We start from the raw sequence: 23,252 nt of genomic DNA on the forward strand, positions 1-23,252 counted from the left end.
AAGCGATCTACGGCCGAACGACGAGAAAATGCACCGGCCCGCGGAATAATTTTGCTTCTATTTCTGCCGCACGCCAAAACTCTGGAATCCGGAGCGCATCAGCGGCTTCTTCGACGACAGCACGCCGGAGTTGACGCCGGTCCAGCCGATCTCGCCGGACAGTTTGCCGTATTCGATCTTGGGGCAGCGGTTCATCACAACCTTGATGCCCGCAGCCTCGGCGCGCACGGCCGCCTCGTCATGGCGGACGCCAAGCTGCATCCAGATCACTTTCGGCAAGGGGTCGAGCCGCAACACCTCGTCGACGATGCCGGGCACCGCCGCTGGCGCGCGAAAGATGTCGACCATGTCGATCGGCTCCGGAATGTCGGCCAACCTAGCATAGGTCATCCGGCCGAGGATTTCCTTGCCGGCCTGGCCGGGATTGATCGGGAACACCTGATATCCCTTGGCCAGCAGATATTTCAGCACGAAATAGCTTGGCCGCACATCATTGGCGGATGCGCCGACCATGGCGATGGTCTTCACCGAGTTGAGGATGCCGGCGATGTAGGTGTTGTCGTAGCTATCGTGGTTCATGGCTCGTCCTCATACAACGCCTCGGCGAGAAAGCCATCCGGGTCGCATCATCGATAATGGTGATCGGCGTGGTGAATTCGAGTTCGAAGTCGTGGCCGCGAAACAGCGGCAGGTTCCAGGGGTATTTTTCCCAATCCTCGACCCGTGCGGGGTCGAGCAGGATGCGCTTGAGATAAGGTGCCTTGAGCCGCGTCAGCTGCTTGCGATGGGCCATCAGCCAGGCAGCGAAATCGTGCCGTCTTCCGCGATCGGAAAGGCCGGATTGTGCGCCACTTCCCAGACATGCCCGTCGGCATCGGCGAAATAGCCGTACCAGCCACCCCAGAAGGCGCGCCCAGCCGGCTTGACGATGCGGCCGCCGGCTTTCTCGGCCTTGGCAAGCACCTCGTCGACTTCAGCGTCGGAGCGGGTGTTGTAGGCGAGGTAAACAGCGGACGGCCCCTTGGCGAAGGCGATGCCGGAATCCTCTTCGGCGCTTTCGCGCGGGAACAGGCCGAGAATGACGCCGCCCATCTGGAAAAAGGCGACACCTTCGGTAATGCCGGCGTGACGGGTCAGCCCCATCGCTTCGTAGAAGCGCACCGCGCGGTCGAGATCGTCGGTGGCGATGGTGATGATGGAGATTCGCGGTTCCATGGTGATGCTCCTATTCGTCCGCCCACTCCGGCTTGCGCTTGCCGATGAAGGCGCCGATTCCTTCCTCCGCGTCGCGCGCAAGCATGTTCTCGACCATGACGCGGCCGGTATAGGCATAGGCATCCGCCAGCCCCATTTCGGCCTGCGCGTAAAAAGCCTCCTTGCCGGTTTTGACCACCAAAGATGATTTGGAAGCAATGGTTTGCGCATATTTGGTGACAATCTGATTCAGATATTCGCGCGGCACGACGCGGTTGACCAGACCGAACTCCTTGGCGGTCGCCGCATCGATCGTCTCGCCGGTCAACAGCATCTCCATCGCATGCTTGCGCGAAACGTTGCGCGACAGCGCCACCATCGGCGTCGAGCAGAACAGGCCGATGTTGACGCCCGGCGTGCAGAAGGTCGCCTCATGCGATGCGATCGCCAGATCGCAGCTGGCGACCAGTTGCAGCCCGGCGGCGGTGGCTAGGCCATCGACTTCGGCAATCACCGGCAGGGGATGACGCACGATCGCCTGCATGAGCGCGGCACAAGCCGCGAACGTCTCTTCGAAGAAGGCCTTGCCGCGATCGGCATCGGCGCGTCGCGCGGTCATTTCCTTGAGGTCATGGCCGGCGCAGAAAACCTTGCCGGCCGCCGACAAAACGATGACGCGAACGGCCTTGTCGGCCCTGGCGCGCTCGAACTCCGCCGTCAGCGCCGCCATCACCGCCAGCGACAGCGCATTGGCGGGCGGATTGGCGAGGGTCAGGCGCAGCACGCCCTTGTCCAGTTTTGCGGCAACCGGACCGTCGACGGCAGCAGGCTTGATGGCAAGGATTTCGGCCATGGATGAGGTCTCCGCGATTCCGCTCGGGGCAGGCACAGTATCTAATACCGGATCGGGTTTCGTCCAACACCGATCGCTTGCGCCAAGGGAGGAAGGTTGCCAGAAATGCCGTGCGCGCTGATACAGGCATGCACAAAACGAGAGGCCGACATGCCCGCCCATTCCAATCTTAAGCCGGTACTGACCGCACAAAAAGTCAACGCGCTGATGGAGACCGTCTATCCGCAGCTCAACGAGCAGTTCAGATATTACGAGACGATCGACGTGTTCCCGGGCGGCTGTATTGTCCGGCTCAATGCCGGCGAGCGGCATCTGCGTCCCGGCGGCACGGTGTCCGGCCCCTCGCTGTTCACGCTGGCCGACATCGGTGGGTATGTCTGCGTGCTGTCGCATGCCGGACCGGATGCGCTCTCGGTCACCACCAATCTCAACATCAATTTCGTCCGCAAGGCCGAGGCCGGGCCGATCGATGGCCACTGCCGCATCCTGAAGCTGGGAAAGAGCCTGATGGTGTTCGACATCGACATCGTCGCCGGCCCGGACGGACACACGATCGCGCACGCCATGGGCACCTATTCGATCCCGCCGAAGCGATCCTGAAGATTGAATTTTCCTTCGATGTGTATATATATGCGCATAGGTGACTTTTGCTGGAACGTGACAGCCGTAAGATCGTAAAGCGTCTCAGGGAGGAGGGGTTCGAGCTGATTTCCGTGCGCGGCTCGCACCACAAATTCCGGAAGGGCGGGATCGTGTTGATTGTTCCGCATCCCGAGAAAGATCTGCCAACCGGCACTGCTCGCGCGATCGCCAAGCAAGCTGGTTGGATCAAATAGGCTGACGCCCGGAGACCGCAATGAAGAACTATTTCGCCTTGGTCGACAAAGACCCCGATAGCGCTTTCGGCATCCGCTTTCCCGACATTCCCGGCTGCTTTTCGGCTGCGGACGCGGCGGAAGACATCTTGCCCAATGCCGTTGAAGCCTTGCAATTGTGGGCGGAGGATATGCCCGTTCCCGAACCGTCCAGCCACGAAGCGATTGTCGCCCGCCCCGATATACGCAACGCGCTTGCCGAAGGCGGTTACTTGGTCTCGGTGCCGCTCATCGACAATGACAGCGCGGTCGTCCGGGCGAACGTCACTTTCGAGCGCGGTGTTTTGCGGGCGATCGACGCCGCCGCCCGTGAGCGCGGCATTACACGATCAGCCTTCCTTTCCAGCGCCGCTCGGAGGGAAATCGAGGCAAAGCACTGAGACTGCCCCAGACAAGCGGTCGCAGATCGGTGTGGTAAAATAATACCTTTTTCCCAAGCCTTTGTTTTTGCTGCGCTTTGCCTGGTATTCTCCTTTTCACGTGCCTTGACGCCACAACCACCCTCGCCTATAAGCCCTCACGAAGCAGCGGCCCGCAAAGGCCGCCGTTTTGTTATTGGCGGCGGGCAAGCGCTTTTCGCCAATCCAAGCAACAAGAAACGCCTTCCCCGTGAAGGTCAGAACCGAGAGCAGAAAACATGACAACCTTTTCGCAGAAGCCTGCGGATGTGGTGAAGAAGTGGATCCTGATCGACGCCGAAGGTCTCGTCGTCGGTCGTCTCGCCACTGTCATCGCCAATCATCTTCGCGGCAAGCACAAGCCGACCTTCACCCCGCATGTCGACGACGGCGACAACGTCATCGTCATCAATGCCGACAAGGTGGTGTTCACCGGCAAGAAGTTCACCGACAAGGTCTATTACTGGCACACCGGCCACCCCGGCGGCATCAAGGAGCGCACCGCGCGCCAGCTGCTCGAGGGCCGTTTCCCCGAGCGTGTCGTCGAGAAGGCCGTTGAGCGCATGGTGCCGCGTGGCCCGCTCGGCCGTCGCCAGATGAAGAACCTGCGCGTCTATGCAGGTGCCGAGCATCCGCATGTCGCCCAGCAGCCCCAGGTTCTCGACGTGGCCAAGCTGAATTCCAAGAACAAGAAGGTCGCATAAGATGGCTGAGCTTTCCTCGCTCGCAGAATTGGGCACCGCCACCGGCAACACCAATACGCAGCCGGCCGCCCCCGTCCACGTCCAGAAGCTCGACAAGTCGGGCCGCGCCTATGCCACCGGCAAGCGCAAGAACGCCATCGCGCGTGTCTGGGTGAAGCCCGGCTCGGGCAAGATCATCGTCAACGACAAGGAATTCGCGACCTATTTCGCGCGCCCGGTCCTGCAGATGATCCTCAACCAGCCGATCATCGCCTCGAACCGTTCGGGCCAGTACGACATCGTCGCCACTGTCGTCGGCGGCGGCCTCTCCGGCCAGGCCGGCGCCGTGCGCCACGGCATCTCCAAGGCGCTGACCTACTACGAGCCGACGCTGCGCGCCGTGCTCAAGAAGGGTGGCTTCCTGACCCGCGACAGCCGCGTCGTCGAGCGCAAGAAGTACGGCAAGGCGAAAGCCCGTCGCAGCTTCCAGTTCTCGAAGCGCTAAGCCACCGCCGCTTCAGACAATCGAAAGGCCGCCTCCGGGCGGCCTTTTGCCGTTGGGGCTCGGCAGTCACCCCACCCGCGCCTTCGGCGCGACCTCGCCATCAAGGGGAGGTAGAAGAGCGCGGCGCTATAGCTCCCCTCGATGGGACCTCGATGGGGAGGTCGGCGCGTAGCGCCGGGGCGGGGTGATGGCGCGGGCGCAGGTCATGCCTGGCGCCAGCTCTCAGGTTCTGCCGCCCTTGATGAAATCGATGAACGCTCGTAGCGGGGCCGGCACCAGGCGCCGACCGGGATAATACAGAAACGGTCCGGGAAAACTCGGCCACCACGGTTCGAGAATGGGCTCAAGCGCGCCGCTGTCGAAGTAAGGGCGAAGCCAGCCCTCGAAGAGGCCGATGACGCCGGTGCCGGCGATGGCCGCATCGACGGCAAGATCGGTCGCCCCGCCGATCCGCACGATCAATGGCCCCGTCGGATCGACCCGGACCACCTCACCGTCGCGCTCGAATTCCCAAGGCAGCATCGCACCGCTGGCAAAGCGGCCGCGCACGCAAGAATGGCTGAGCAGATCGCTCGGGTGTTCGGGCCGCCCATGGCGATCGAGATAGGCAGGGCTGGCGGCGGTGGCGAAATGCTGCACGCGCGGCCCGATCGGCACCGCGATCATGTCCTGCTCCAGCCGCTCGTCGTAACGGATGCCGGCGTCGCACCCGGCCGCGAGTACGTCGACAAAGTTCTCGTCGGCGATCACCTCCAGCCGGATGCCGGGATAGGCGGCGAGGAAATCCGGCACGATGTCGGGCAATATCAGCCGCGCCGCGCTCACCGGCACGTTGAGCCGCAACGAGCCCGCCGGCCTGTCGCGAAACCCGTTCACCACGTCCAGCGCCGCCTCGACCTCCGACAGCGCCGGGCCGAGCCGTTCCAGCAGGCTGAGGCCCGCCTCGGTCGGGACAACGCTGCGCGTCGTGCGGTTGAACAGCCTGACACCGAGCTGTGTCTCGAGGCGACGCACCGCCTCGCTCAAACCTGAGGCGCTGCCGCCGCTGGCCCGCGCGCCGTCGCGTATGCCGCGGGCGCGCGCCACCGCCACGAAGGCGTTCAGATCACTGAGGTCCATCATTGTTCGCAATTCCGCACAGCCCGTGTGGATAGTAGCCGATTATCATAGGATTGAGCAGGGCCTATCTCTGCCTCCTCAAAGGAGATCAATCATGTCCAACATTCAACAGGCCGGCACCTTCACCCTTGGCAGCCACACCGTAAAGCGGCTCGGCTATGGCGCCATGCAGCTCGCCGGACCCGGCGTGTTCGGGCCGCCGAAGGACCATGACGCGGCATTGGCCGTGCTACACGACGCCGTGGCGCAAGGGGTCGATCATATCGATACCAGCGACTTCTACGGTCCGCACGTCACCAACCTTCTGATCCGTGAGGCGCTATCACCCTACCCTGACGATCTGGTCATCGTCACCAAGATCGGCGCCCGCCGCGGCACGGATGGATCGTGGTTGCCGGCCTTCTCTCCCCAAGCGTTGTCCCAGGCGGTGCATGACAATCTAAGCAATCTCGGGCTCGAAGTGCTGGATGTGGTCAATTTGCGCATCATGTTCGACCCCCACGGTCCCGCCGAAGGATCGATCGAAGCGCCGCTCACCGTGCTGGCCGAGCTTCAACAAAAGGGGCTTGTCAGGCATATCGGACTGAGCAACGTGACGGCTGCGCAAATCGAGGAAGGACGTAGGATCGCCGAGATCGTCTGCGTGCAGAACCAGTACAATCTGGCGCATCGCGACGACGATGCCTTGATCGATGATCTTGCCCGCGACGGTATCGCCTATGTGCCGTTCTTTCCGCTCGGCGGCTTCAACCCGCTGCAGTCTTCGACGCTGTCCGATGTGGCGAAGCGCCTCGGCGCCACCCCGATGCAGGTCGCGCTCGCCTGGCTGCTGCACCGCGCGCCCAATATCCTGCTGATCCCCGGTACATCGTCTGTCGGGCATCTCAGGGAGAACCTCGCTGCTGCCGAACTGATGCTTTCGGACGACGTGCTCAGGAAATTGGATGGCATAGCGATGGCTGCTTGAGGGCGGGCGACCCACTGGGGAGCAAGGCCTTCCTGTTAGGGCTCGGCAGTCACCCGGCGCCAGCGTTCCTAATTGATACTTGCCGTATTCGCCGGCTCAACCGGCCGCGCCTTGTCGGCATAGGGAACACGAAAACCGTTGACCGCCAGCCAGTCGATGGCTGCCTTCGGTTCGTCGGTCTGGATGATGGTGGCGCCGCGATCGGCCCAAAAACCCCAGCTTTCGCGCGGCAGGCTGGCCTGCACAGCCAGTTCGTCGCCGCGGCCGCCGGCCAGGAAGCCGCCCGGCTTGTTGACGATGGCGTAGGTATCGGCCCAGATGTGCCAATTGCCCCTCGCCGCGGCCGCGCGCATGCGCGTGCTGAACAGCGGTCCGCCGGCCTCGGTCAGCGTCTCGGCGCCCGCCCGCCAGTTGATCAACTCGATCGCGCGCGGTGAGAAGGCGTGGTCGACCGTCTCGGCGAAACCGGCATCGTGCACCGCGTCATCGGCGATGATCGGCATGAACTGGAAGCCGCCGCCGATGGCGCCCATGGCGGCCTTGACCGTTGAAATCCGGGTGGAGTTCCACAGGTTCTCCTTGACGATGACCTGCTCGGCCATGCCGAGATCGCGAGCGACCGCGATCATGCCCGAGAGATCGCCAACGTCGAGCTTGTTATCCAGGTTGATGAGGATCCTGTCTCGGGTCGCCATCAGCATCTCGCGCAACGTCGAAACCGTTTCATCGGTGACGACGCCGGTGCCCTCGACCACCAGCCGGCAGGTCTTCAGTTCGGCCAGCGTGCGCTTGACCACCTCGCCCTTGCAGGTCGTGGTGCGGTCAAGCCAGCTGTCATGCATGACGACGAACTCGCCATCCTTCGAGCGCCTGATGTCGACCTCGACGATCTCCGCGCCCATGGCGATCGAGCCTTCCACGGCGGCAATCGAATTTTCCGCATAGAGCGTCTTGCCGGCCTGCATGCTGCCGGCGCGATGCGCGGCCACCATCACGTGGTCGCGCCACTGGTTGGCATGCTCGAAGCGGTCGAGTATCTGTCTGGCGCGGGTCTCGCCGGCCAAGGCCTGGCCAGCGGCGGCCGCAAGTGCCGCGGAAAACAAAAGGCTCAGCCAGAGGGTCCGCATCGAGAATCGCTCCTTGCCGGATCGAAACCCGGATAGGCGATGCCCGTGACATCTCGGTGAACGAAGCCGGCTAGCGGAACGCGTCAGATGCGTTTCGAGAGCCGGCGGAACCAAGCCATGGCCGGCATATCAATGAGGCGCCACGTGCACTCGCGCAGCACCATTCCGTCTCGCCAAGCTGTGACTGGCATCTTCCGTGCCGCTTCTGTAGTTGTTGCACCCCGATGAAAAACGAGGATCCGTAATGGCGAACAACAACATCGACAACGCCTTCACCGCCCGTTCCAAGACGGGCGCCGCATTCGAGCCGACCTATTCCGGCGCGCTGTCGTTCATGCGGCGCAAATACACGAAGGACGTGAAGGGCGCGGACGCGGTGGTGTGGGGCATTCCTTTCGACGCCGCCGTCACCAACCGGCCCGGCGCCCGTTTCGGGCCGCAGGCGATTCGCCGCGCCTCTGCGATCCTCGACAACGACCCGCAATATCCGTTTTCACGCGATCTGTTCGAGCATCTGGCGGTCGTCGACTATGGCGATTGCCTGCTCGACTTCGGTAATCACCAGAAGACGCCCGGTACGATCGAACGCGAAGCGGCGAAGATCCTCAAATCAGGGTCCTTCCTGCTGACGCTCGGCGGCGACCATTTCGTCACCTGGCCGCTGCTCAAGGCGCATGCCGCCATCCATGGCCCGCTCGCCCTGGTGCAGTTCGACGCGCATCAGGACACCTGGCCGGACGACGGCAAGCGCATCGACCATGGTTCCTTCGTCGGCCGCGCCGTCAAGGAAGGCATCATCGATCCAGATCGCTCGATCCAGATCGGGATCCGCACTCATGCGCCCGACACGTTCGGCATCAAGATCCTCTATGGCCATGAAATCGAGGAGATGCGGGCGTCCGATATCGCCTACGCCATCGTCGACCGCACCGGCGGCAAGAAGACCTATCTCACCTTCGACATCGACTGCCTCGATCCGGCCTATGCGCCGGGAACCGGCACGCCGGTTGCCGGCGGGCCGTCGTCGGCGAAGATCCTGTCGACGCTGCGCCAGCTCACCCAGATCGATATTGTCGGCGCCGATGTCGTAGAGGTTGCGCCGGCCTATGATCACGCCGATATAACGGCGATCGCCGGCTCGATGGTGGCCATGCAATATCTCGGCCTGCTGGCGGAGCGGAAGGCCCGGCTTGAAGAGTTGAACAACAACGGCAGCCACAACGGTGCCGCGGTGAATCAAGGTCAGGGCATATAGTCTTGAAATATCAGGGAATTTGATCGATCCATGAAACCGAAAATCTTCATCGACGGCGAACACGGCACCACCGGTCTGCAGATCCGGGCGCTGCTTGCCGAGCGCGGCGACCTGGAGATCATCTCCATTCCGACCGAGCGCCGCAAGGAAACAGCCGCGCGCGCCGAGTTCCTCAATGCCGCCGATGTCGCGATCCTGTGCCTGCCCGACGATGCGGCGAAGGAGAGCGTCTCGCTGATTGCCAACGACACCACCAAGGTCATCGATGCGTCGACCGCGCATCGCGTGGCGGAAGGCTGGGCGTATGGTTTCGCCGAAATGGACAAGACGCAGGCGAAGACAATTGCCTCGGCAAAGCGCGTCGCCAACCCCGGCTGCTGGCCGCAGGGACCGATCGCCACGCTGCGGCCGCTGGTCACCGCCGGCCTGCTGGCGGCGGACTTCCCGATCACCGTCAACGGCATTTCGGGCTATTCGGGCGGCGGACGGCCGATGATCGAGGACTATGTCGCCAAGGGCGAGGACGCCTCGGAATTCCTGCCCTATGGCCTCACCTTGCAGCACAAGCACGTGCCGGAACTCAGGGCCTATGCCAGGCTGTCGCATGATCCGATCATGCAGCCGGCGGTCGGCAATTTCGCGCAAGGCATGATCACGGTCGTGCCATTGCAACTCGGCGGCCTCGACCATGTGCCGACGGGTGCGGAGCTGCAAGCGGCGATCGCCGACCATTTCGCCGCCATCAAGGGCGGCGTGGTCGAGGTGGCGCCCTATGTGCACCTGGAGCGCATGCCGGAGATCGATCCGGAAATCTATAACGGCACCAACCGGATGAAGGTCTACGTCTTCGCCAACGACAAACGGGCGCAGGCCCTGCTGCTGGCGGTCTATGACAATCTCGGCAAGGGTGCCTCGGGTGCCGCCGTCCAGAACATGGACCTGATGCTCGGCCTCTGATGGATGCGCCAGCCTTTCCGGCGCGCTGGAAGGTCAGCGCGCCCGAATTCATTGCCGAGACGGCCACGGCATGCTGCTCGTTTGAACATGTCGTCTTCTCGACGTCGAATTCCGCCTGCCGCAACGCCGCGGCGGACGGTGCGGATTGAATTCTGACTGGCCGATCGGCTCGGGATCAGCTCCTGAGCGCGATTTCGTGCCGCAAGGGATAGGCGCCCTTGGTGCCGCGCCAATGCGCTGATGCAAAGCCCAACACGATGAGCGCAAACCCCTGATGGGTCAGCGCCATATGCAGCGGCACATGCATCAGCAGCGTGCCGATGCCGATCGAGGCCTGCACCAGCACCAGCAGAAACAGCAACGTCGCACGGCGGGCATGGGTTGAGCCTGGCAGCCTCCGGCGCGTGGCGATCACGTGCCACAGGGCCACGATGAACACCGTGTAGGCACCGAGCCGATGCACGAACTGCACCGTCTTCGGGCTTTCGAAGAAGTTGCGCCATGCCGGCTCGAGCAGCAAGAGATCGCCCGGGATGATCTTGCCGTCCATCAGCGGCCAGGTGTTGTAGCTCAGGCCAGCATCGAGCCCGGCGACCAGGCCGCCGAGATAAATCTGGATCAGCGCCAGAAACACGATGAAACCGGCCAGCCTCTGCGTCGACCGATCGGCGGCGGGTTCGGAATGCGGCGCCAGTCCGCGCGCCACGACCATGGTCGCGGTGAAGATCAGCGCGGCGAGTGTCAGATGGGTGGCCAGACGGTACTGGCTGACCGAGACCCGGTCGATCAGTCCCGAGGCCACCATCCACCAGCCGATGGCGCCCTGCAGGCCGATAAGCAGGAGGATGCCGGCGAGTTTCGGCCCCAGGCCACGCTCTATGCGGCGCGTTGTCCAGAAAAACAGCAGCGGCAAGGCAAAGACCAGGCCGACGCCGCGCGCCAGGATGCGGTGCGCCCACTCCCACCAGAAGATCGACTTGAACGCCTCAATGCTCATGCCCTTGTTGAGCTCGGCATATTGCGGGATCTGCTGGTAGAGCTGGAATTCCTCTTGCCACTCGGCGTCGTTGAGCGGCGGTATGACGCCATGGATCGGCTTCCATTGCGTAATCGACAGGCCGGAATCGGTCAGCCTGGTGGCGCCGCCGACCAGCACAAGCGCAAACAGCATCACCACCACCACATAGAGCCAGCCGCGCAGCAGCGCCCGATTGTGGAGGTCGCGGTCGCGGGCCACAAATGGCGCGGCAGCTGGTATGGCAGCCATGGTCTTGTCCCGGCAGGTTGGTTTGGCGGATTGGTGGACCATCGCTCTCGTGCTGGCAAGGCCATGCGGCGCGGCACGCCGTCGCGCCGCGTCTCACCGGTTGCACAGCTTCGCGCCAGGGCCTATGCGAGGCCAACACTCAGAGGTTGCCCGGTCCCTTGTCCGAGTTGCCGGCATCCTCGACAGGAGACCAATCATGCCCCTGCGCCTGAAAAAGCTGATCGGAATGTTTCTGCTGATTGCGCTGGTCATCATCTATGCGCTGGTCGCATCGATCTTCGCGGTCGCCCAGCTGTCGGAGTCGGGCCCGTGGGTGCATTTTCTGTTCTTCCTGCTCAGCGGCCTGCTCTGGGTGCTGCCGGCGATGGGCATCATCAAATGGCTGATGCTGGAGCCGCGGGCCAAGCGCTAAGCGGAACCCGTCACCGTCAGATGGTAACGAGCATCTTCCCTGCATTGGCGAGCGGCGTCGTCACGCCCGACAGCATGGTACGGATGTGGGCAAGGCTCTGGTAGCGGCCATTGACTGAAATGCGCGGCAAGGCATGCAGGAACCCGGCATGTTCGGCGCGCAGCACGCCGTGGCGCGTCGTTACGGCGGAGGCGTAGCCGGCGTCGCGGGCAAAGCCGACTTCCCGGCAGCCCACAGCACTTGCATAGCCATAGGGGTAGGCGAAATGGCCGGGCTTTTCGCCCAGTTCGGCCTGCAACATGCCGCGCACGGCGCCGGTCTCGTGCCGGGCATCGGTTTCGGAGAGCCGCTTCAGATTGCTGTGACTGATCGTATGGGCGCCGATCGTCACCAGCGGATGCGCGGCGATGCTGCGGATTTCGTCCCAGTTCATCAATGTCCGCAAGCGCGGACCGTCGGCGTCAACACCATTTGAGCTAGCCAGGTCGCGCAGCACCGCTTGCAGATCCTCCTCGCGGACTTCGGAGGTGAGATAGGCGTGCAGGCGTGCATTGGCTTGCAGTTTCTTCGCGGGTGTCGAGCAATCGATCGTCAGGGGACCGTTCGGCCCTGTCAGCGACAAGGTATTCCGCGCGTTGACGATGTCCTCGACCACATCCCACCACAGGTCGGCGGTGCCGTTGATCAGCCCGGGCGCGACATAGATGGTGATCGGCGCGCCGTGCTTCTCCAGCACTGGCAGCGCCTCGGTCATGTTGTCGCGATAGGCGTCGTCGGCGGTGATGGTTGCGAACTGGCCACCCTTGCCGCCTGCCTTGATGCGCTCAACGGCTTCGTCCATGGAGACAAAGACATAGCCATGCGCCTTCATGTCGGCGATCATGGCATCGAGGAAACCGGGCGCGATATTGAGATGCCGGTTGACGCTGTGCGGCTTTTCCGGCGTCGCGGTGACGCGGTGCAGCATCAGGATGGCGCCAATGCCGCCGATGAACGGCTTGGCCAGCGGTGCAAGACCGGTATAGCGGGCGACGTTCAGCGCCAGTTTCCGGATTGCCTCCCCGCCGTCGATCATTCATTCACCTTTTGCGCCTAGGCTGATCCAAGCACGGAATGCGCCTGCGCGAACCCCAAATCGCGATCAATACGCCCTAAGGATTGAGGTATGGTTGACGCTTCAGCGTCATTTGACGGCAATCGGCTTGCGGCGACCGAGGCGTCGTCGCGCGCCTTGCCACGGGAACATGCCGGCCTGTCGATTTCAGTGGTGTCCACGGACGGGCTCGCAGCCTATGCCGAGTTCTGCCGCTCGGCCCTGTTCGCACCGGCGCAGAGTGCTGCCTGGGTCTTGAACTGGGCCGCCGAGGCCGGATCGGACCTGCTCGTCACCACGCTGAGCGCCGAAGGCAGGCCGGTCTTTTCGCTGGCGCTGGAAGTCACGGCCAGCGGTCCATTCCGCGTCGCCCGCTTCATGGGAGGGCGCCACGCCAATGGCAACTTCGTCGCCGGCGATGCGGACTGGCTGGCCAGGGCGGATATCCAGGCCGTCCGATCGATGCTGGCGGCCATCGCCAGGGCACGCCCGGACATTGATCTCGTCGCACTGGAACGATTGCTGCCCGATCTCGACGGCGTCGCCAATCCCCTCGCCTCGCTTGACCATTTTGCCAGCCCCAATCTGTCGCTGGCCGTCGACCTTGCCGGCGGCTTCGATGCGCTGCTTTCTCGCGCCAGCGGCAAACGCAAGCGCAAGAAGCACCGTTCTCAGATCCGGAAGTTCGAGGCCGTCGGCAGCCATCGGCGCATCGAGGCGCGTACGGCGGACGAGGTGACCAGGCTGCTCGACGCCTTTTTCGAGATGAAGGAATTCCGCTTCCGCAAGATGGGCATCACCAACGTCTTCGGCGGCGAGCAGGTGCGCGGCTTCTTCCGCGCGCTGTTCGTGCAAGCGCTTGCCGAGGACAAACCTTCCTTCGTGCTGCACGGGCTCGAGGTTGCCGGCAAGCTGCGCGCCATCACTGGATCGAGCCGCTCGGGCAAGCGCCTGATCTGCGAGTTCGGCGCGATCGCCGAGGACGATCTCGGTCACGCCAGCCCCGGCGATTTCCTGTTCTTCGACAACATCCAGGAAGCCTGCGAGAGCGGTTTCGAGGTCTATGATTTCTCCGTCGGCGACGAGCCATACAAGCGGCTGTGGTGCGATATCGAAACCCAGCATTTCGAGGTGCTGATCCCCTTGACTATGAAGGGCCGCGTGCTGTCGCTGACGCTCAGGCAGGGCGCAGGGCTCAAGGCCTTCATCAAGAACAGCCCGACGATCTGGAAGCTGACCAAGATGCTGCGCCGCAAGGCGGTGGGACAAGCAGTGCCTGCCGAGGACGAAAGCTAGCTCTCAGAAATTGAGGGCTTCCCTCAGCGCCGGGCCGGCCCTGACGCGCAAATCCAGATCGGCCTCGATATGATCGATGTGGTGCAGCATCAGCCGGCTCGCCCGCCCGCAATCGCCGCTCTCCAGCGCGCCGACAATTTCCGTGTGTTCGCTGTGCCCACAGGCCGATATGCCAGACCGCCCGTAAAGCGCGATGACCAATGACGAGCGCGCCACCAGTTCCTCCATGAAGCGCTGCAGGATGGCATTGCCGGCGACGGCGGCGAGCAGCAAGTGGAAATCGCCCGACGCCTTGATTTCGGAACGCCGCGCGGTCGGGCCGCGCTCAGCGATGAAGCGGCCCTCCTCGTCGAGCTGCGCCTTGAATGCGGCAATGTCGGTAGCGGTGACACGGCCGCAGGCGGCGATGGCAATGCCCGGTTCGATCAGTCGGCGCGAGGCGAACAGTTGGCGCGCCTCCTCCGGCGATGGGTTGGCGACGAAGGCGCCACGATTTCGCTCGGTGCGCACCAGCCCTTCGAAGGACAGCATCTGCAGCGCCGCGCGCGCCACGGTACGGGAGACGTCGAACAGTGTGCCGACCTCACCTTCCGACAGCTTGGTGCCCGGCGCCAGCCGGCGGTCGACGATGGCGTCGCGCAACTGGTCGCGGATCGCCCGGGCACGATCCTGCGTGGCGCTGTCGGTGGCGGAATAGATCTGGTCGGCAATGTTCATGGCGGGAATTCTTTCCGTCCCCTTCTAACGCGACTCTTGACGCCTGCACGAGAGGCAAAGTGGACACGAAGGCAAAAAAGATTGCATACGATTTGGGTAGAGATCGCCGACAATCGCCCATAATTTGTGCAATGCACAAACAGCCCGCCTGATAGGCGCCGTCCAAAAATCCTGATTTTCCCGACGATTCAAGTGCTTGGCCAGTCATCTCGCGATTGGCACGCATGATGCTTTGGTTAATGCGACCAAATGGGGAAGCCTGATGTCCAAAGCCGCCGAAATCGACATTGTGTCCGTTTCGAAAGTCTATGGAACGACGACCGCCGTCGAGGGCATCAGCCTCAAGATCCCGGCCGGCACCTACTGCTGCCTGCTTGGCCCTTCCGGCTGCGGCAAAACCTCGACGCTGCGCATGATCGCCGGCCATGAGAGCATTTCCAGCGGCGATGTCCGCCTCGGCAATGTGGTGGTGACGGACTTGCCGCCGGCCAAGCGCGGCACGGCGATGATGTTCCAGTCCTATGCGCTGTTCCCGCATCTCGACCTGATCGACAATGTCGCCTTCAGCCTGAAGATGAAGGGCGTCGACAAGGAAAAGCGTCGTGCCAAGGCGCTCGACATGCTGAAGCTGATGCAGATGGAGGCCTATGCGACGCGCCGGCCCGCGCAGCTTTCCGGCGGTCAGCAGCAGCGCGTAGCACTCGCTCGCGCATTGATCACCGATCCAGAGGCGCTGTTGCTCGACGAGCCGCTTTCCGCGCTCGACCCGTTCCTGAAGATCCGCATGCGGGCCGAGCTGAAGAAGCTGCAGGCGTCACTCGGCATCACCTTCGTCCACGTCACCCACAGCCAGGAGGAGGCGATGGCGCTCGCCGACCTGATCGTGGTGATGAATGACGGCCGCATCGAACAGGCAGCGGCGCCGCGCGACGGGTTCGAGCGGCCGGCCACCGCCTTCGTCGCGCGCTTCATGGGCGACCACAATGTCATCTCCGGCCGGGTCACCGGTGAACGCGACGCCATGGTCGCCTTCGACGTTAATGGCGGCGGCTCGCTTGCCGCCAGTGGCCGGCCACAGGACGTGGGAGCGCCGATCGACATCGCCATCCGCACCGACCATGTGCGCATCGGCGAGGCGCCCTCGCCCGGCCTCGGCTTCACCGGCATCGTCTCCAACATCGAATATCGCGGCGCCACGGTGAAGCTGTCGGTCACCGGCGCCGGCATCGACGATTTCACCGTCATCATCGACGATTCCGACTTCTTCGCCAAACCCGTCGCCATTGGCGACGCCGTACCGGTCGCCTGGGATTCCGAGGATGCCATCGTCCTCGGTCGCCTGCATTCATGACGTCAACCAAGCAAAACAAGATAGGGGAATAGGATGACAAACACTACGCAAACCAAGGCGGGTATTTCGCGCCGCTCGCTGCTGAAGACGGGTGCCGCTGCCGTCGGTCTTGCCGCCGGCTCTGGTGCCATATCAGGCTTTCCGACCATTTGGGCGCAATCCAACATCACGCTGCGCCAGTTCGGCACCGGCGTGTCGAACCTCAACGCCATCGCCGACAAGTGCAAGGCCGATCTCGGCATCACGCTCGAGATGACGGCGACAGATTCCGACGCCGCTGCCCAGCGCGCCGTGACCCAGCCCGACAGTTACGACATCGCCGACATCGAATACTGGATCTGCAAGAAGGTGTTCCCGAGCGGCGTCCTGCAGCCGATGGATGTCAGCAAACTGAAGTACTATGAGGAACTGGTGCCGCTGTTCAAAACCGGCAAACTGACGCCCGACAGCGTCATCGCGCAGGGCACGGCGCCGCACACAGTCGGTTATGTCGACGCGCAGGACTCAAAGACCTTCGCCAAGGCACCGACCAACTGGTTCACCATGGTGCCCACTATCTACAACGCCGACACGCTGGGCATCCGCCCCGACCTTGTCGGCCGCGACATCACCACCTGGGCCGACATCATGGACCCGGCCTTCAAGGGCAAGACCGCGATTCTCAACATCCCCTCCATCGGCATCATGGACGCGGCGATGATCATGGAAGCCACGGGCAACATCAAATATGCCGACAAGGGCAACATGACCAAGGAGGAGATCGACAAGACGATCGACTTCCTGATCAAGGCCAAGCAGGCCGGCCAGTTCCGCGCCTTCTGGAAGTCCTTCGACGAGAGCGTCAATTTGATGGCGTCGGGCGAAGTCGTCATCCAGTCGATGTGGTCACCGGCCGTCGCCGCCGTGCGCTCCAAGGGCATCGCCTGCCGCTTCCAGCCGCTCAAGGAAGGCTACCGCTCATGGGGTGGCGGCCTCGGCCTTGCCGCCCATCTCAAGGGCGCCGAGCTCGACGCTGCCTACGAATACATCAACTGGTACACGTCGGGCTGGGTCGGCGGCTATCTCAACCGCCAAGGCTATTACTCGGCCAACATGGTCTCGGCCAAGAAGTTCATGACCGAGGACGAGTGGGGCTACTGGATCGAAGGCAAGCCGGCCAAGGGCGACATCAAGGCACCGGACGGCACGGTCATGGAGAAGGCCGGCGCGGTGCGCGACGGCGGCTCGTTCGAGGAGCGCATGGGCAAGGTCGCCTGCTGGAACTCGGTCATGGACGAGGACCGCTACATGGTGAAGCGCTGGAACGAGTTCATCGCGGCGTAAGGAACAAGCGCCCCTTCTCTACCCCTTCTCCCCTTGCGGGAGAAGGGAACGCGGCTCAGCCGCATCGCGAAAAACCGAGAGCATTAATGACAGTCGCGATCGAACGTCCCGCAATCGCCGCCGCGAAACAAGTCCGACAACGACGCTTCTTCGTCAGCGCCGTCACGCCCTACCTCCAGTCGGCGCCTCTGGCGCTGATCCTTGGTGCGTTCCTGCTCCTGCCCATCATCATGATCGTCGTCGTGTCCTTCTGGGATTACGACTTCGCCGCCATGTATCCGGATTTCCTGACCACAAACTATTCCGATGTTCTGGGCTCGTGGGTTACTTGGAAGACCTATCTCAATACCATCAAATTCGCCGCCATCGTCTGGGCGCTGACCTTGTTCATCGGCTTCTGGGTCGCCTATTTCCTCGCCTTCCACATCCGCACCACGGCCATGCAGATGGTGCTGTTCCTGGTCTGCACCGTGCCTTTCCTGACCTCCAACATCATCCGCATGATCTCGTGGATTCCCGTGCTCGGCCGCAACGGGCTGATCAACTCGACGCTGGTGCATCTGGGGCTGGTGCCGAAACCGATCGAATGGCTGCTCTATTCGGAATTCGCGGTCGTGCTCGCCATGGTGCATCTCTATACGCTGTTCATGGTGACGCCGATCTTCAACACGCTGATGCGCATCGACCGCTCGCTGGTCGAGGCCGCGCGCGACGCGGGCGCCTCCGGCTGGCAGGTGCTGTGGAACGTCATCATTCCACTGGCCAAGCCGGGCATGGCGATCGGCACCATCTTCGTCGTCACGCTCGTCATGGCCGACTTCTCCACCGTGCAGGTGATGTCGGGCGGCCAGAGCGCTTCCGTCGCGCTGATGATGAAGAACCAGATGTCGCTGCTGCAATATCCGGCCGCCGCGGCCAATGCGGTGGTGCTGCTCGTGCTGGTGCTTTTGATGGTCGCCGGCATCCTGCGCGTCGTCGACATCCGCAAGGAGCTCTGACGTGAGCCACGAAAAACGCACTGTCGGTTTCTACGTGCTGGCGGTCTTCTTCACGCTGTTCGTGCTGTTCCTCTACGGCCCGCTGTCGGCGATCCTGATCCTCTCGTTCCAGGGCGAGACCGGTGGCCTCACTTTCCCGCTCAACGGCGTGTCGCTGCACTGGTTCGCCAATCTGTTCGAGCGCCAGGCCGTCGGCGACTTCGGCGGCAGCTTCAAGCGCTCGCTGGTGCTGGGCGTCATGGTGATGATCGTCACCGTAGTGGTGTCCCTGCTGGCGGGCCTCGCCTTCCGCCAGAAATTTCGCGGCGCCACAGCGCTGTTCTACCTGGCTGTCGCCAGCCTCGTCGTGCCCTCGATCATCATTTCACTGGGCATCGGCGTGGTCTTCCAGCAGATCGGCTTTCGTCCGGCCTGGTACACGTCCGCCTTCGGCGCGCATCTGACCTGGACCTTGCCGTTCGGCGTACTGATCATGTTCGCCGTCTTCAACCGCTTCTCGCCGGCCTATGAGGAGGCCGCACGCGACCTCGGCGCCACCTCCTGGCAGACCTTCGCCCATGTCGTGCTGCCGATGATCGCGCCGAGCCTGATCGGCGTTGGCCTGTTCGGCTTCACGCTGTCCTACGACGAGTTCGCGCGTACGCTGATGACCTCAGGCACCTTCAACACGCTGCCGCTCGAGATCTACGGCATGACCACCAATGTCACGACGCCTGTCCTCTACGCGCTGGGCACGGTGACCACGGTGTTTTCGTTCCTGGTGATCCTGGCAACGTTGGGCGCCATCCTCTATGTCGGCCGCCGCCGGGCGAGCGCGTGACGTGCAGATACTGGTGGTAAACCCAAACACGACGGCGAGCATGACCGAGACCATCGCGGCCGCCGCACGCGCCGTCGCCGGCGCCTGGACGGAAGTGGTTGCCGTCACCTCGTCCATGGGACCGGTATCGATCGAAGGCTATTATGACGAGGCACTGGCCGTGCCGGGCCTGCTGATGGAGATCGCCGCCGGCGAGCGTGCCGGCGCGCAGGCGGCCATCATCGCCTGTTTCGACGACACCGGCCTTGATGCGGCACGCGCCATGGCCGGTATCCCCGTTATCGGCATCTGCGAGGCGGCGCTTTCCATCGCTGCTTTCATTGCCCAGCGCTTCACCGTGGTGACAACCACCGAACGCTCGCTTGTACCTGTCGAGGGGCTGGTGCATCGCTACGGCATGGCGGGACGCGTCCGCGTGCGCGCCGCGGACATCCCCGTGCTTGCGCTGGAGGACCCGGCATCCGGCGCGGTCGGAAAACTGCGCGACGAAATCGCCCGAGCGATCGGAGAGGATCGCGCCGAGGCCATTGTGCTCGGCTGCGCCGGTATGGCCGACCTTGCACACCGGCTGCAAGCGGAGTTCCAACTGCCGGTTATCGACGGCGTCGGTGCAGCACTCAAGCAGGCCGAGGCGCTGATCTCGCTCGGCCTGTCGACATCGAAGCGCGGCGCCTATGCAAGCCCGCTGGCCAAGCCCTATCGTGGTGTGCTGAAATCCTTCTCACCCGGAATAGCCGCCGCGGAGTGAGTGCATGAAGCCGACCATCCGGACGCTTTCGCTGCAGGAGCTGGCTGTTCTCGTCGACTGGGCGGCCGCGGAAGGCTGGAATCCTGGCCTTGAAGACGCGGCGATGTTCCAGGCCGCGGACCCTGAAGGCTTCATCGGCGCCTTTGTAGGCAACGAAATGGTCGCGGCAATCTCGGCGGTGGCCTATGGAAGCGAGTTCGGCTTCATCGGCCTCTACATCTGCCGGCCGGACATGCGCGGCAAAGGCTACGCAAAGGCGGTGTGGAACGCCGGAATGACGAGACTTGCCGGCCGCACAATCGGCCTCGACGGCGTCGCCGAGCAGCAGGCGAATTACCGGCGCAAGGGCTTCAGCCCGGCCTACGAGACCATCCGCTATAGCGGCCGCAAGGCAGGCCCATCGGGCAGAGCCAACGGACTGAGGACGGTGAAGACTGAGCTCGTGCCCGACATCATCGCCTATGACGCGCATTGCTTTCCCGCGCCCCGACGTGCCTTTCTGCAGCGCTGGCTGCGGCCGCCACATCACGGGCTGGCGGCGATCAGTTCACGCGGCATCAACGGCTATGGCGTGGCGCGCCGGTGTCGATCCGGCTTCAAGATCGGCCCGCTGTTTGCCGACGACATGGAAATCGCTCTGCGATTGCTGGACGGACTGGCTGGTGCCTGCGAGGGCGGCGACCTGAGCGTCGACGTTCCAGCCACCAAACTGGACTTCATTGCAGCGCTTGATGCGGCCGGCTTTGCGCCGACCTTCACCACCACCCGCATGTACAAGGGCCCAGCCCCGAAGCTTGGGCCGCAGCGGTTGTTCGGCGTAACGACCCTGGAACTGGGATAGAAATCAGACGGGTCTCTGAACAGGTCTCCGCCAAACGATCCAAGGCTCGCTCAGGCGGCGGCGGTGCGCCGTCCCGGCACCGGATTGCCGGGCGGTTCGTGGCCGAGCGGCGTCACCAGCGTCACGTCGGGATAGCCGCTTTCGATCAGCCTGACCGCGGCCTTTGTTACTTCGTCGTCCGGCTCCAGCATGGAGAGAAAGACCTCGGTGGCATCGCCGGTCAGACGGCTGATGCCCTGCGCGTCGGCTGGTCCGCACTCGACCACGACCAGATCATAGGCGGTTGTCAGCGACTGCATGATGATCGGCAGCCGGTCGGCGGCTCGCATGGCGCGGACCGGATCGGCGGTGCCGACGGGAATGACGTGACAGTCCGAGTAGAGATCGGCGTGGATGACGTCGCTGAACTGCGCTTCCGAAGCGAGCAGGTTGGTGATGCCGGGGAAAAGCCCACTGTCCAGCATCGGCCGTGAGGCCGCCCCCGACGCGGTGAGGTCCAGCAATAGGACGCGCAGGCCGGCGTCGGCGACCTCGCGTGCCACCAGGACCGCGGATGCGGCGGCCTCGTCGCCCTCTGGCGACACGAATATGGCGCGCGCGGCACCGCTGGCGATCAGCTTTTCGGCAGCCTTCTCGACGTCGATCTCGCCCAGCGTCGAACGCACCGGTTCGGGCTCGACAGCCGTCTGCTCGGCTGCCGCTGCCTCGGCCATTGCGACCATATCGGGCGCTTCGGCCCCATAGGGCATCGCGGCCGTGTAGGGCTCGGCCTCCGCTGCAGCCGGACGTTCCGCCATCTCCTGGCGAGCGACGGGATCCTGGCGGACTGAAGGCTCATGGCGGACAACCGGCATTGCGACCCTATCAGGCGCCTGCGCCACATGGGGCATCGCGACCTCATCGATCCGCTCGAAGCGGGAACCGGTCGCCGGACGCATCGCACGGCCGGAAAACAGCTCCTGCAGAAGCGTCACAATGACCATGATCAGCAGCGATGCGGCGAAAGCGGCGCCAACGATCGGCCCGACCTTCGGGAAATAAGCCTCGGAGGGAACCGAAGCCTTCGAGGCGATCCGCGCGTCGACCGGCAGATAATTGCGATCCTGGCGCGAAGCCGCTTCGCGGTAGTTGGTCAGATACAACTCGAGTTGCTGCCGTTTGGCGGTGGCGTCGCGCTGCAGCGCATCGAGATCGACCTGCTGTTCCCCGGCCTGCGCCGACGCGGCCTTCAATGTGTTGACGTCGGCAACAAGCTGATTCTCGCGGGCCTTTGCCGTCTCGGCCTGCATCAACAGGCCCTTCATGACCTTTTGCGCCTCGCCGCGGATCTGCGCATCGAGATCGGCCAGTTGCGATTTCAGCGCGCGGATGCGTGGATGATTGCCAAGCAATGTCGTCGACAGATCGGCGATGTTGGTGCGCAGTTCGACCTGGCGCTCGCGCAGGCGCTGGATCAGGTCCGATGACAAAACCTCCGGCACGGCGTCCAGCGAACCGCCATTCTGCAGCGCCCTGCGCACACCGTCAGCGGTCGCTTCGGCCGCGGCGCGGTTGGCGCGCACTTTCGACAGTTCGCTCGACAGTTCCGAGAGCTGCTGGGTGGCCAGCACCGAATTGTTACCACCCATCAGAAGATCGGATTGTGAGCGGTAGGCAGCGACCTTGGCCTCGGCATCCTTGACCTGCTTCGACAGGTCGGCGATCTCCGGCGCCAGAAAATCGGCGGCGGCATTGTTCGATTCGAGCTTGGCGGCCCCTTGCCCCGCTATATAGGCGGCGGCAATGGCATCTGGTATGGCGGCCGCGAGCCTTGGATCTTCCGATGAGAACTCAATGGCGATGATGCGGGTCTTTTCGACGCCATAGACGTTGAGCTTCTCGTGCATTTTCTTGAGGACGCGCTCTTCCGCCGGAATCTCCATTGGATCGCTTTTCAAGCCGACGAGGACCAAAGCGCGGCTCAACGGCGACATATAGAGCGCGTCGTCGAACTCGGGCAATTTTGCCAGGCCAAGCTTTTGCGCGACCTGCTTGAGGATTTCGTTGGAGGAAATTATCTGGACCTGGGTGGCGACGCCCTGTTCGTCGAGAATAGGCTTGTCGGTATCATTGTTGTTGCTGGCCGGCCGCGTATACACGGATTCACGCGGAGCGATTTCCACCTGCGTCTCGGCCTTGTAGTGCCGGGTTGCCAGCGAGGCAAAGGCGAAAGCCGCGCCGGTCACCAACAGCGCGACGACGAGAATGCGCAGCCAACTCCTCGCCAGGCTGCCGAAGAGCTGGCTGAGATCGACGTCGACATCTGCGGCCGCGGACTGAACGGACATGCATCCCTACTCCGATACTGGGTCAGCACGCACCGTAAACAACTATGGTAACTCAGCCGTTAAGATCGCGGTAAGTTTCCATTAGGGTTTACTGGCGGGCGATAAACAAAACCGCCAGAAATCGTA

General features: G+C 63.3%; 25 protein-coding genes and 1 pseudogene. 16 read left to right on the forward strand and 10 right to left on the reverse strand.

The annotated features are described in order from the left end of the window. Positions 1 to 57: 57 nt before the first annotated feature. From NKH19_RS19490 to NKH19_RS19505, 4 genes and pseudogenes are all read right to left on the reverse strand, one after another. On the reverse strand, positions 58 to 579 hold the full coding sequence (locus NKH19_RS19490; protein ID WP_352870573.1) for a CoA-binding protein: 522 nt from the start codon (positions 577 to 579) through the stop codon (positions 58 to 60). 52 nt (positions 580 to 631) lie between these two features. Further along, positions 632 to 793: pseudogene (locus NKH19_RS19495) on the reverse strand (AAA family ATPase); the annotation flags it as partial. Beyond that, complete coding sequence (locus NKH19_RS19500) at positions 793 to 1,215, reverse strand: VOC family protein (protein WP_352870572.1); 423 nt, start codon at positions 1,213 to 1,215, stop codon at positions 793 to 795. The pseudogene NKH19_RS19495 and the gene NKH19_RS19500, both read right to left, overlap by 1 nt. A 10-nt stretch (positions 1,216 to 1,225) precedes the next feature. Continuing rightward, on the reverse strand, positions 1,226 to 2,047 hold the full coding sequence (locus tag NKH19_RS19505; protein WP_352881812.1) for an enoyl-CoA hydratase: 822 nt from the start codon (positions 2,045 to 2,047) through the stop codon (positions 1,226 to 1,228). 150 nt (positions 2,048 to 2,197) lie between these two features. On the opposite strand from NKH19_RS19505, the gene NKH19_RS19510 reads away from it, so the two are divergent. The 5 genes from NKH19_RS19510 to rpsI all read left to right on the forward strand — a co-directional run bounded on the left by NKH19_RS19510 (position 2,198) and on the right by rpsI (position 4,508). Beyond that, positions 2,198 to 2,647: a PaaI family thioesterase gene (locus NKH19_RS19510; protein ID WP_352870571.1), complete on the forward strand. Its 450-nt coding sequence runs from the start codon at positions 2,198 to 2,200 to the stop codon at positions 2,645 to 2,647. Between the two features lie 50 nt (positions 2,648 to 2,697). Continuing rightward, complete coding sequence (locus NKH19_RS19515; RefSeq protein ID WP_352870603.1) at positions 2,698 to 2,883, forward strand: type II toxin-antitoxin system HicA family toxin; 186 nt, start codon at positions 2,698 to 2,700, stop codon at positions 2,881 to 2,883. A gap of 20 nt (positions 2,884 to 2,903) precedes the next feature. Then, the gene (locus NKH19_RS19520) at positions 2,904 to 3,302 is read left to right on the forward strand and encodes a type II toxin-antitoxin system HicB family antitoxin (protein WP_352870570.1); all 399 of its coding nucleotides are present in this window, start codon (positions 2,904 to 2,906) and stop codon (positions 3,300 to 3,302) included. Between the two features lie 257 nt (positions 3,303 to 3,559). After that, positions 3,560 to 4,024 (forward strand): 50S ribosomal protein L13, encoded by a 465-nt coding sequence (gene rplM, locus NKH19_RS19525; RefSeq protein ID WP_023759853.1) that lies wholly within the window; start codon positions 3,560 to 3,562, stop codon positions 4,022 to 4,024. A 1-nt stretch (position 4,025) separates the two neighbouring features. Next, positions 4,026 to 4,508: a 30S ribosomal protein S9 gene (rpsI, locus tag NKH19_RS19530; protein ID WP_352870569.1), complete on the forward strand. Its 483-nt coding sequence runs from the start codon at positions 4,026 to 4,028 to the stop codon at positions 4,506 to 4,508. 222 nt (positions 4,509 to 4,730) lie between these two features. On the opposite strand, the gene NKH19_RS19535 is transcribed toward rpsI, so the two are convergent. Further along, positions 4,731 to 5,630 (reverse strand): LysR family transcriptional regulator, encoded by a 900-nt coding sequence (locus tag NKH19_RS19535; protein ID WP_352982652.1) that lies wholly within the window; start codon positions 5,628 to 5,630, stop codon positions 4,731 to 4,733. Positions 5,631 to 5,721: 91 nt separating this feature from the next. Here NKH19_RS19535 and NKH19_RS19540 point away from each other — a divergent pair, with 91 nt between their 5' ends. After that, on the forward strand, positions 5,722 to 6,594 hold the full coding sequence (locus NKH19_RS19540) for an aldo/keto reductase family oxidoreductase (RefSeq protein WP_352982653.1): 873 nt from the start codon (positions 5,722 to 5,724) through the stop codon (positions 6,592 to 6,594). Positions 6,595 to 6,662: 68 nt separating this feature from the next. Here the strand turns inward: NKH19_RS19540 and NKH19_RS19545 are convergent, their stop codons facing one another. Next, a complete protein-coding gene (locus tag NKH19_RS19545; RefSeq protein WP_352870566.1) occupies positions 6,663 to 7,721 on the reverse strand; it encodes a glycerophosphodiester phosphodiesterase family protein in 1,059 nt (352 codons plus the stop codon). Positions 7,722 to 7,965: 244 nt separating this feature from the next. Between NKH19_RS19545 and speB the strand changes: the two genes are divergently transcribed. Then, complete coding sequence (gene speB, locus NKH19_RS19550) at positions 7,966 to 8,976, forward strand: agmatinase (RefSeq protein WP_352870565.1); 1,011 nt, start codon at positions 7,966 to 7,968, stop codon at positions 8,974 to 8,976. 30 nt (positions 8,977 to 9,006) lie between these two features. Beyond that, positions 9,007 to 9,933 carry an N-acetyl-gamma-glutamyl-phosphate reductase gene (argC, locus tag NKH19_RS19555; RefSeq protein WP_352982656.1) on the forward strand — a complete coding sequence of 309 codons (927 nt, stop codon included), beginning with the start codon at positions 9,007 to 9,009 and terminating at the stop codon, positions 9,931 to 9,933. Between the two features lie 175 nt (positions 9,934 to 10,108). Here argC and NKH19_RS19560 read toward each other — a convergent pair whose 3' ends face one another. Continuing rightward, positions 10,109 to 11,200: a COX15/CtaA family protein gene (locus tag NKH19_RS19560; protein ID WP_352870562.1), complete on the reverse strand. Its 1,092-nt coding sequence runs from the start codon at positions 11,198 to 11,200 to the stop codon at positions 10,109 to 10,111. 196 nt (positions 11,201 to 11,396) lie between these two features. Here NKH19_RS19560 and NKH19_RS19565 point away from each other — a divergent pair, with 196 nt between their 5' ends. Continuing rightward, positions 11,397 to 11,612, forward strand: a complete 216-nt coding sequence (locus tag NKH19_RS19565) for a DUF2842 domain-containing protein (protein ID WP_023759866.1) — start codon at positions 11,397 to 11,399, stop codon at positions 11,610 to 11,612. Positions 11,613 to 11,628: 16 nt separating this feature from the next. Here NKH19_RS19565 and NKH19_RS19570 read toward each other — a convergent pair whose 3' ends face one another. Further along, on the reverse strand, positions 11,629 to 12,687 hold the full coding sequence (locus tag NKH19_RS19570; RefSeq protein ID WP_352870561.1) for a polysaccharide deacetylase family protein: 1,059 nt from the start codon (positions 12,685 to 12,687) through the stop codon (positions 11,629 to 11,631). Positions 12,688 to 12,777: 90 nt separating this feature from the next. Between NKH19_RS19570 and NKH19_RS19575 the strand changes: the two genes are divergently transcribed. After that, positions 12,778 to 14,001, forward strand: coding sequence for a GNAT family N-acetyltransferase (locus NKH19_RS19575; protein ID WP_352870560.1), 1,224 nt, complete (start codon positions 12,778 to 12,780; stop codon positions 13,999 to 14,001). Positions 14,002 to 14,004: 3 nt separating this feature from the next. On the opposite strand, the gene NKH19_RS19580 is transcribed toward NKH19_RS19575, so the two are convergent. Further along, positions 14,005 to 14,718: a GntR family transcriptional regulator gene (locus NKH19_RS19580; protein ID WP_352870559.1), complete on the reverse strand. Its 714-nt coding sequence runs from the start codon at positions 14,716 to 14,718 to the stop codon at positions 14,005 to 14,007. Positions 14,719 to 14,980: 262 nt separating this feature from the next. On the opposite strand from NKH19_RS19580, the gene NKH19_RS19585 reads away from it, so the two are divergent. The 6 genes from NKH19_RS19585 to NKH19_RS19610 all read left to right on the forward strand — a co-directional run bounded on the left by NKH19_RS19585 (position 14,981) and on the right by NKH19_RS19610 (position 20,799). Next, positions 14,981 to 16,069, forward strand: coding sequence for an ABC transporter ATP-binding protein (locus NKH19_RS19585; RefSeq protein ID WP_352982659.1), 1,089 nt, complete (start codon positions 14,981 to 14,983; stop codon positions 16,067 to 16,069). 33 nt (positions 16,070 to 16,102) lie between these two features. After that, positions 16,103 to 17,392: an ABC transporter substrate-binding protein gene (locus NKH19_RS19590; protein WP_352870557.1), complete on the forward strand. Its 1,290-nt coding sequence runs from the start codon at positions 16,103 to 16,105 to the stop codon at positions 17,390 to 17,392. An 86-nt stretch (positions 17,393 to 17,478) separates the two neighbouring features. Beyond that, positions 17,479 to 18,390 (forward strand): ABC transporter permease, encoded by a 912-nt coding sequence (locus NKH19_RS19595; protein ID WP_352870556.1) that lies wholly within the window; start codon positions 17,479 to 17,481, stop codon positions 18,388 to 18,390. Between the two features lies 1 nt (position 18,391). Continuing rightward, positions 18,392 to 19,210, forward strand: a complete 819-nt coding sequence (locus NKH19_RS19600) for an ABC transporter permease (RefSeq protein ID WP_352870555.1) — start codon at positions 18,392 to 18,394, stop codon at positions 19,208 to 19,210. Between the two features lies 1 nt (position 19,211). Next, the gene (locus NKH19_RS19605; protein WP_352870602.1) at positions 19,212 to 19,958 is read left to right on the forward strand and encodes an aspartate/glutamate racemase family protein; all 747 of its coding nucleotides are present in this window, start codon (positions 19,212 to 19,214) and stop codon (positions 19,956 to 19,958) included. A gap of 4 nt (positions 19,959 to 19,962) precedes the next feature. Next, on the forward strand, positions 19,963 to 20,799 hold the full coding sequence (locus tag NKH19_RS19610; RefSeq protein WP_352870554.1) for a GNAT family N-acetyltransferase: 837 nt from the start codon (positions 19,963 to 19,965) through the stop codon (positions 20,797 to 20,799). Positions 20,800 to 20,849: 50 nt separating this feature from the next. Here NKH19_RS19610 and NKH19_RS19615 read toward each other — a convergent pair whose 3' ends face one another. Beyond that, the gene (locus tag NKH19_RS19615; protein ID WP_352870553.1) at positions 20,850 to 23,126 is read right to left on the reverse strand and encodes a GumC family protein; all 2,277 of its coding nucleotides are present in this window, start codon (positions 23,124 to 23,126) and stop codon (positions 20,850 to 20,852) included. Positions 23,127 to 23,252 lie beyond the last annotated feature (126 nt).

The organism is Mesorhizobium sp. M1338 (assembly GCF_040318045.1).
In the GTDB taxonomy this organism is placed as follows: domain Bacteria; phylum Pseudomonadota; class Alphaproteobacteria; order Rhizobiales; family Rhizobiaceae; genus Mesorhizobium.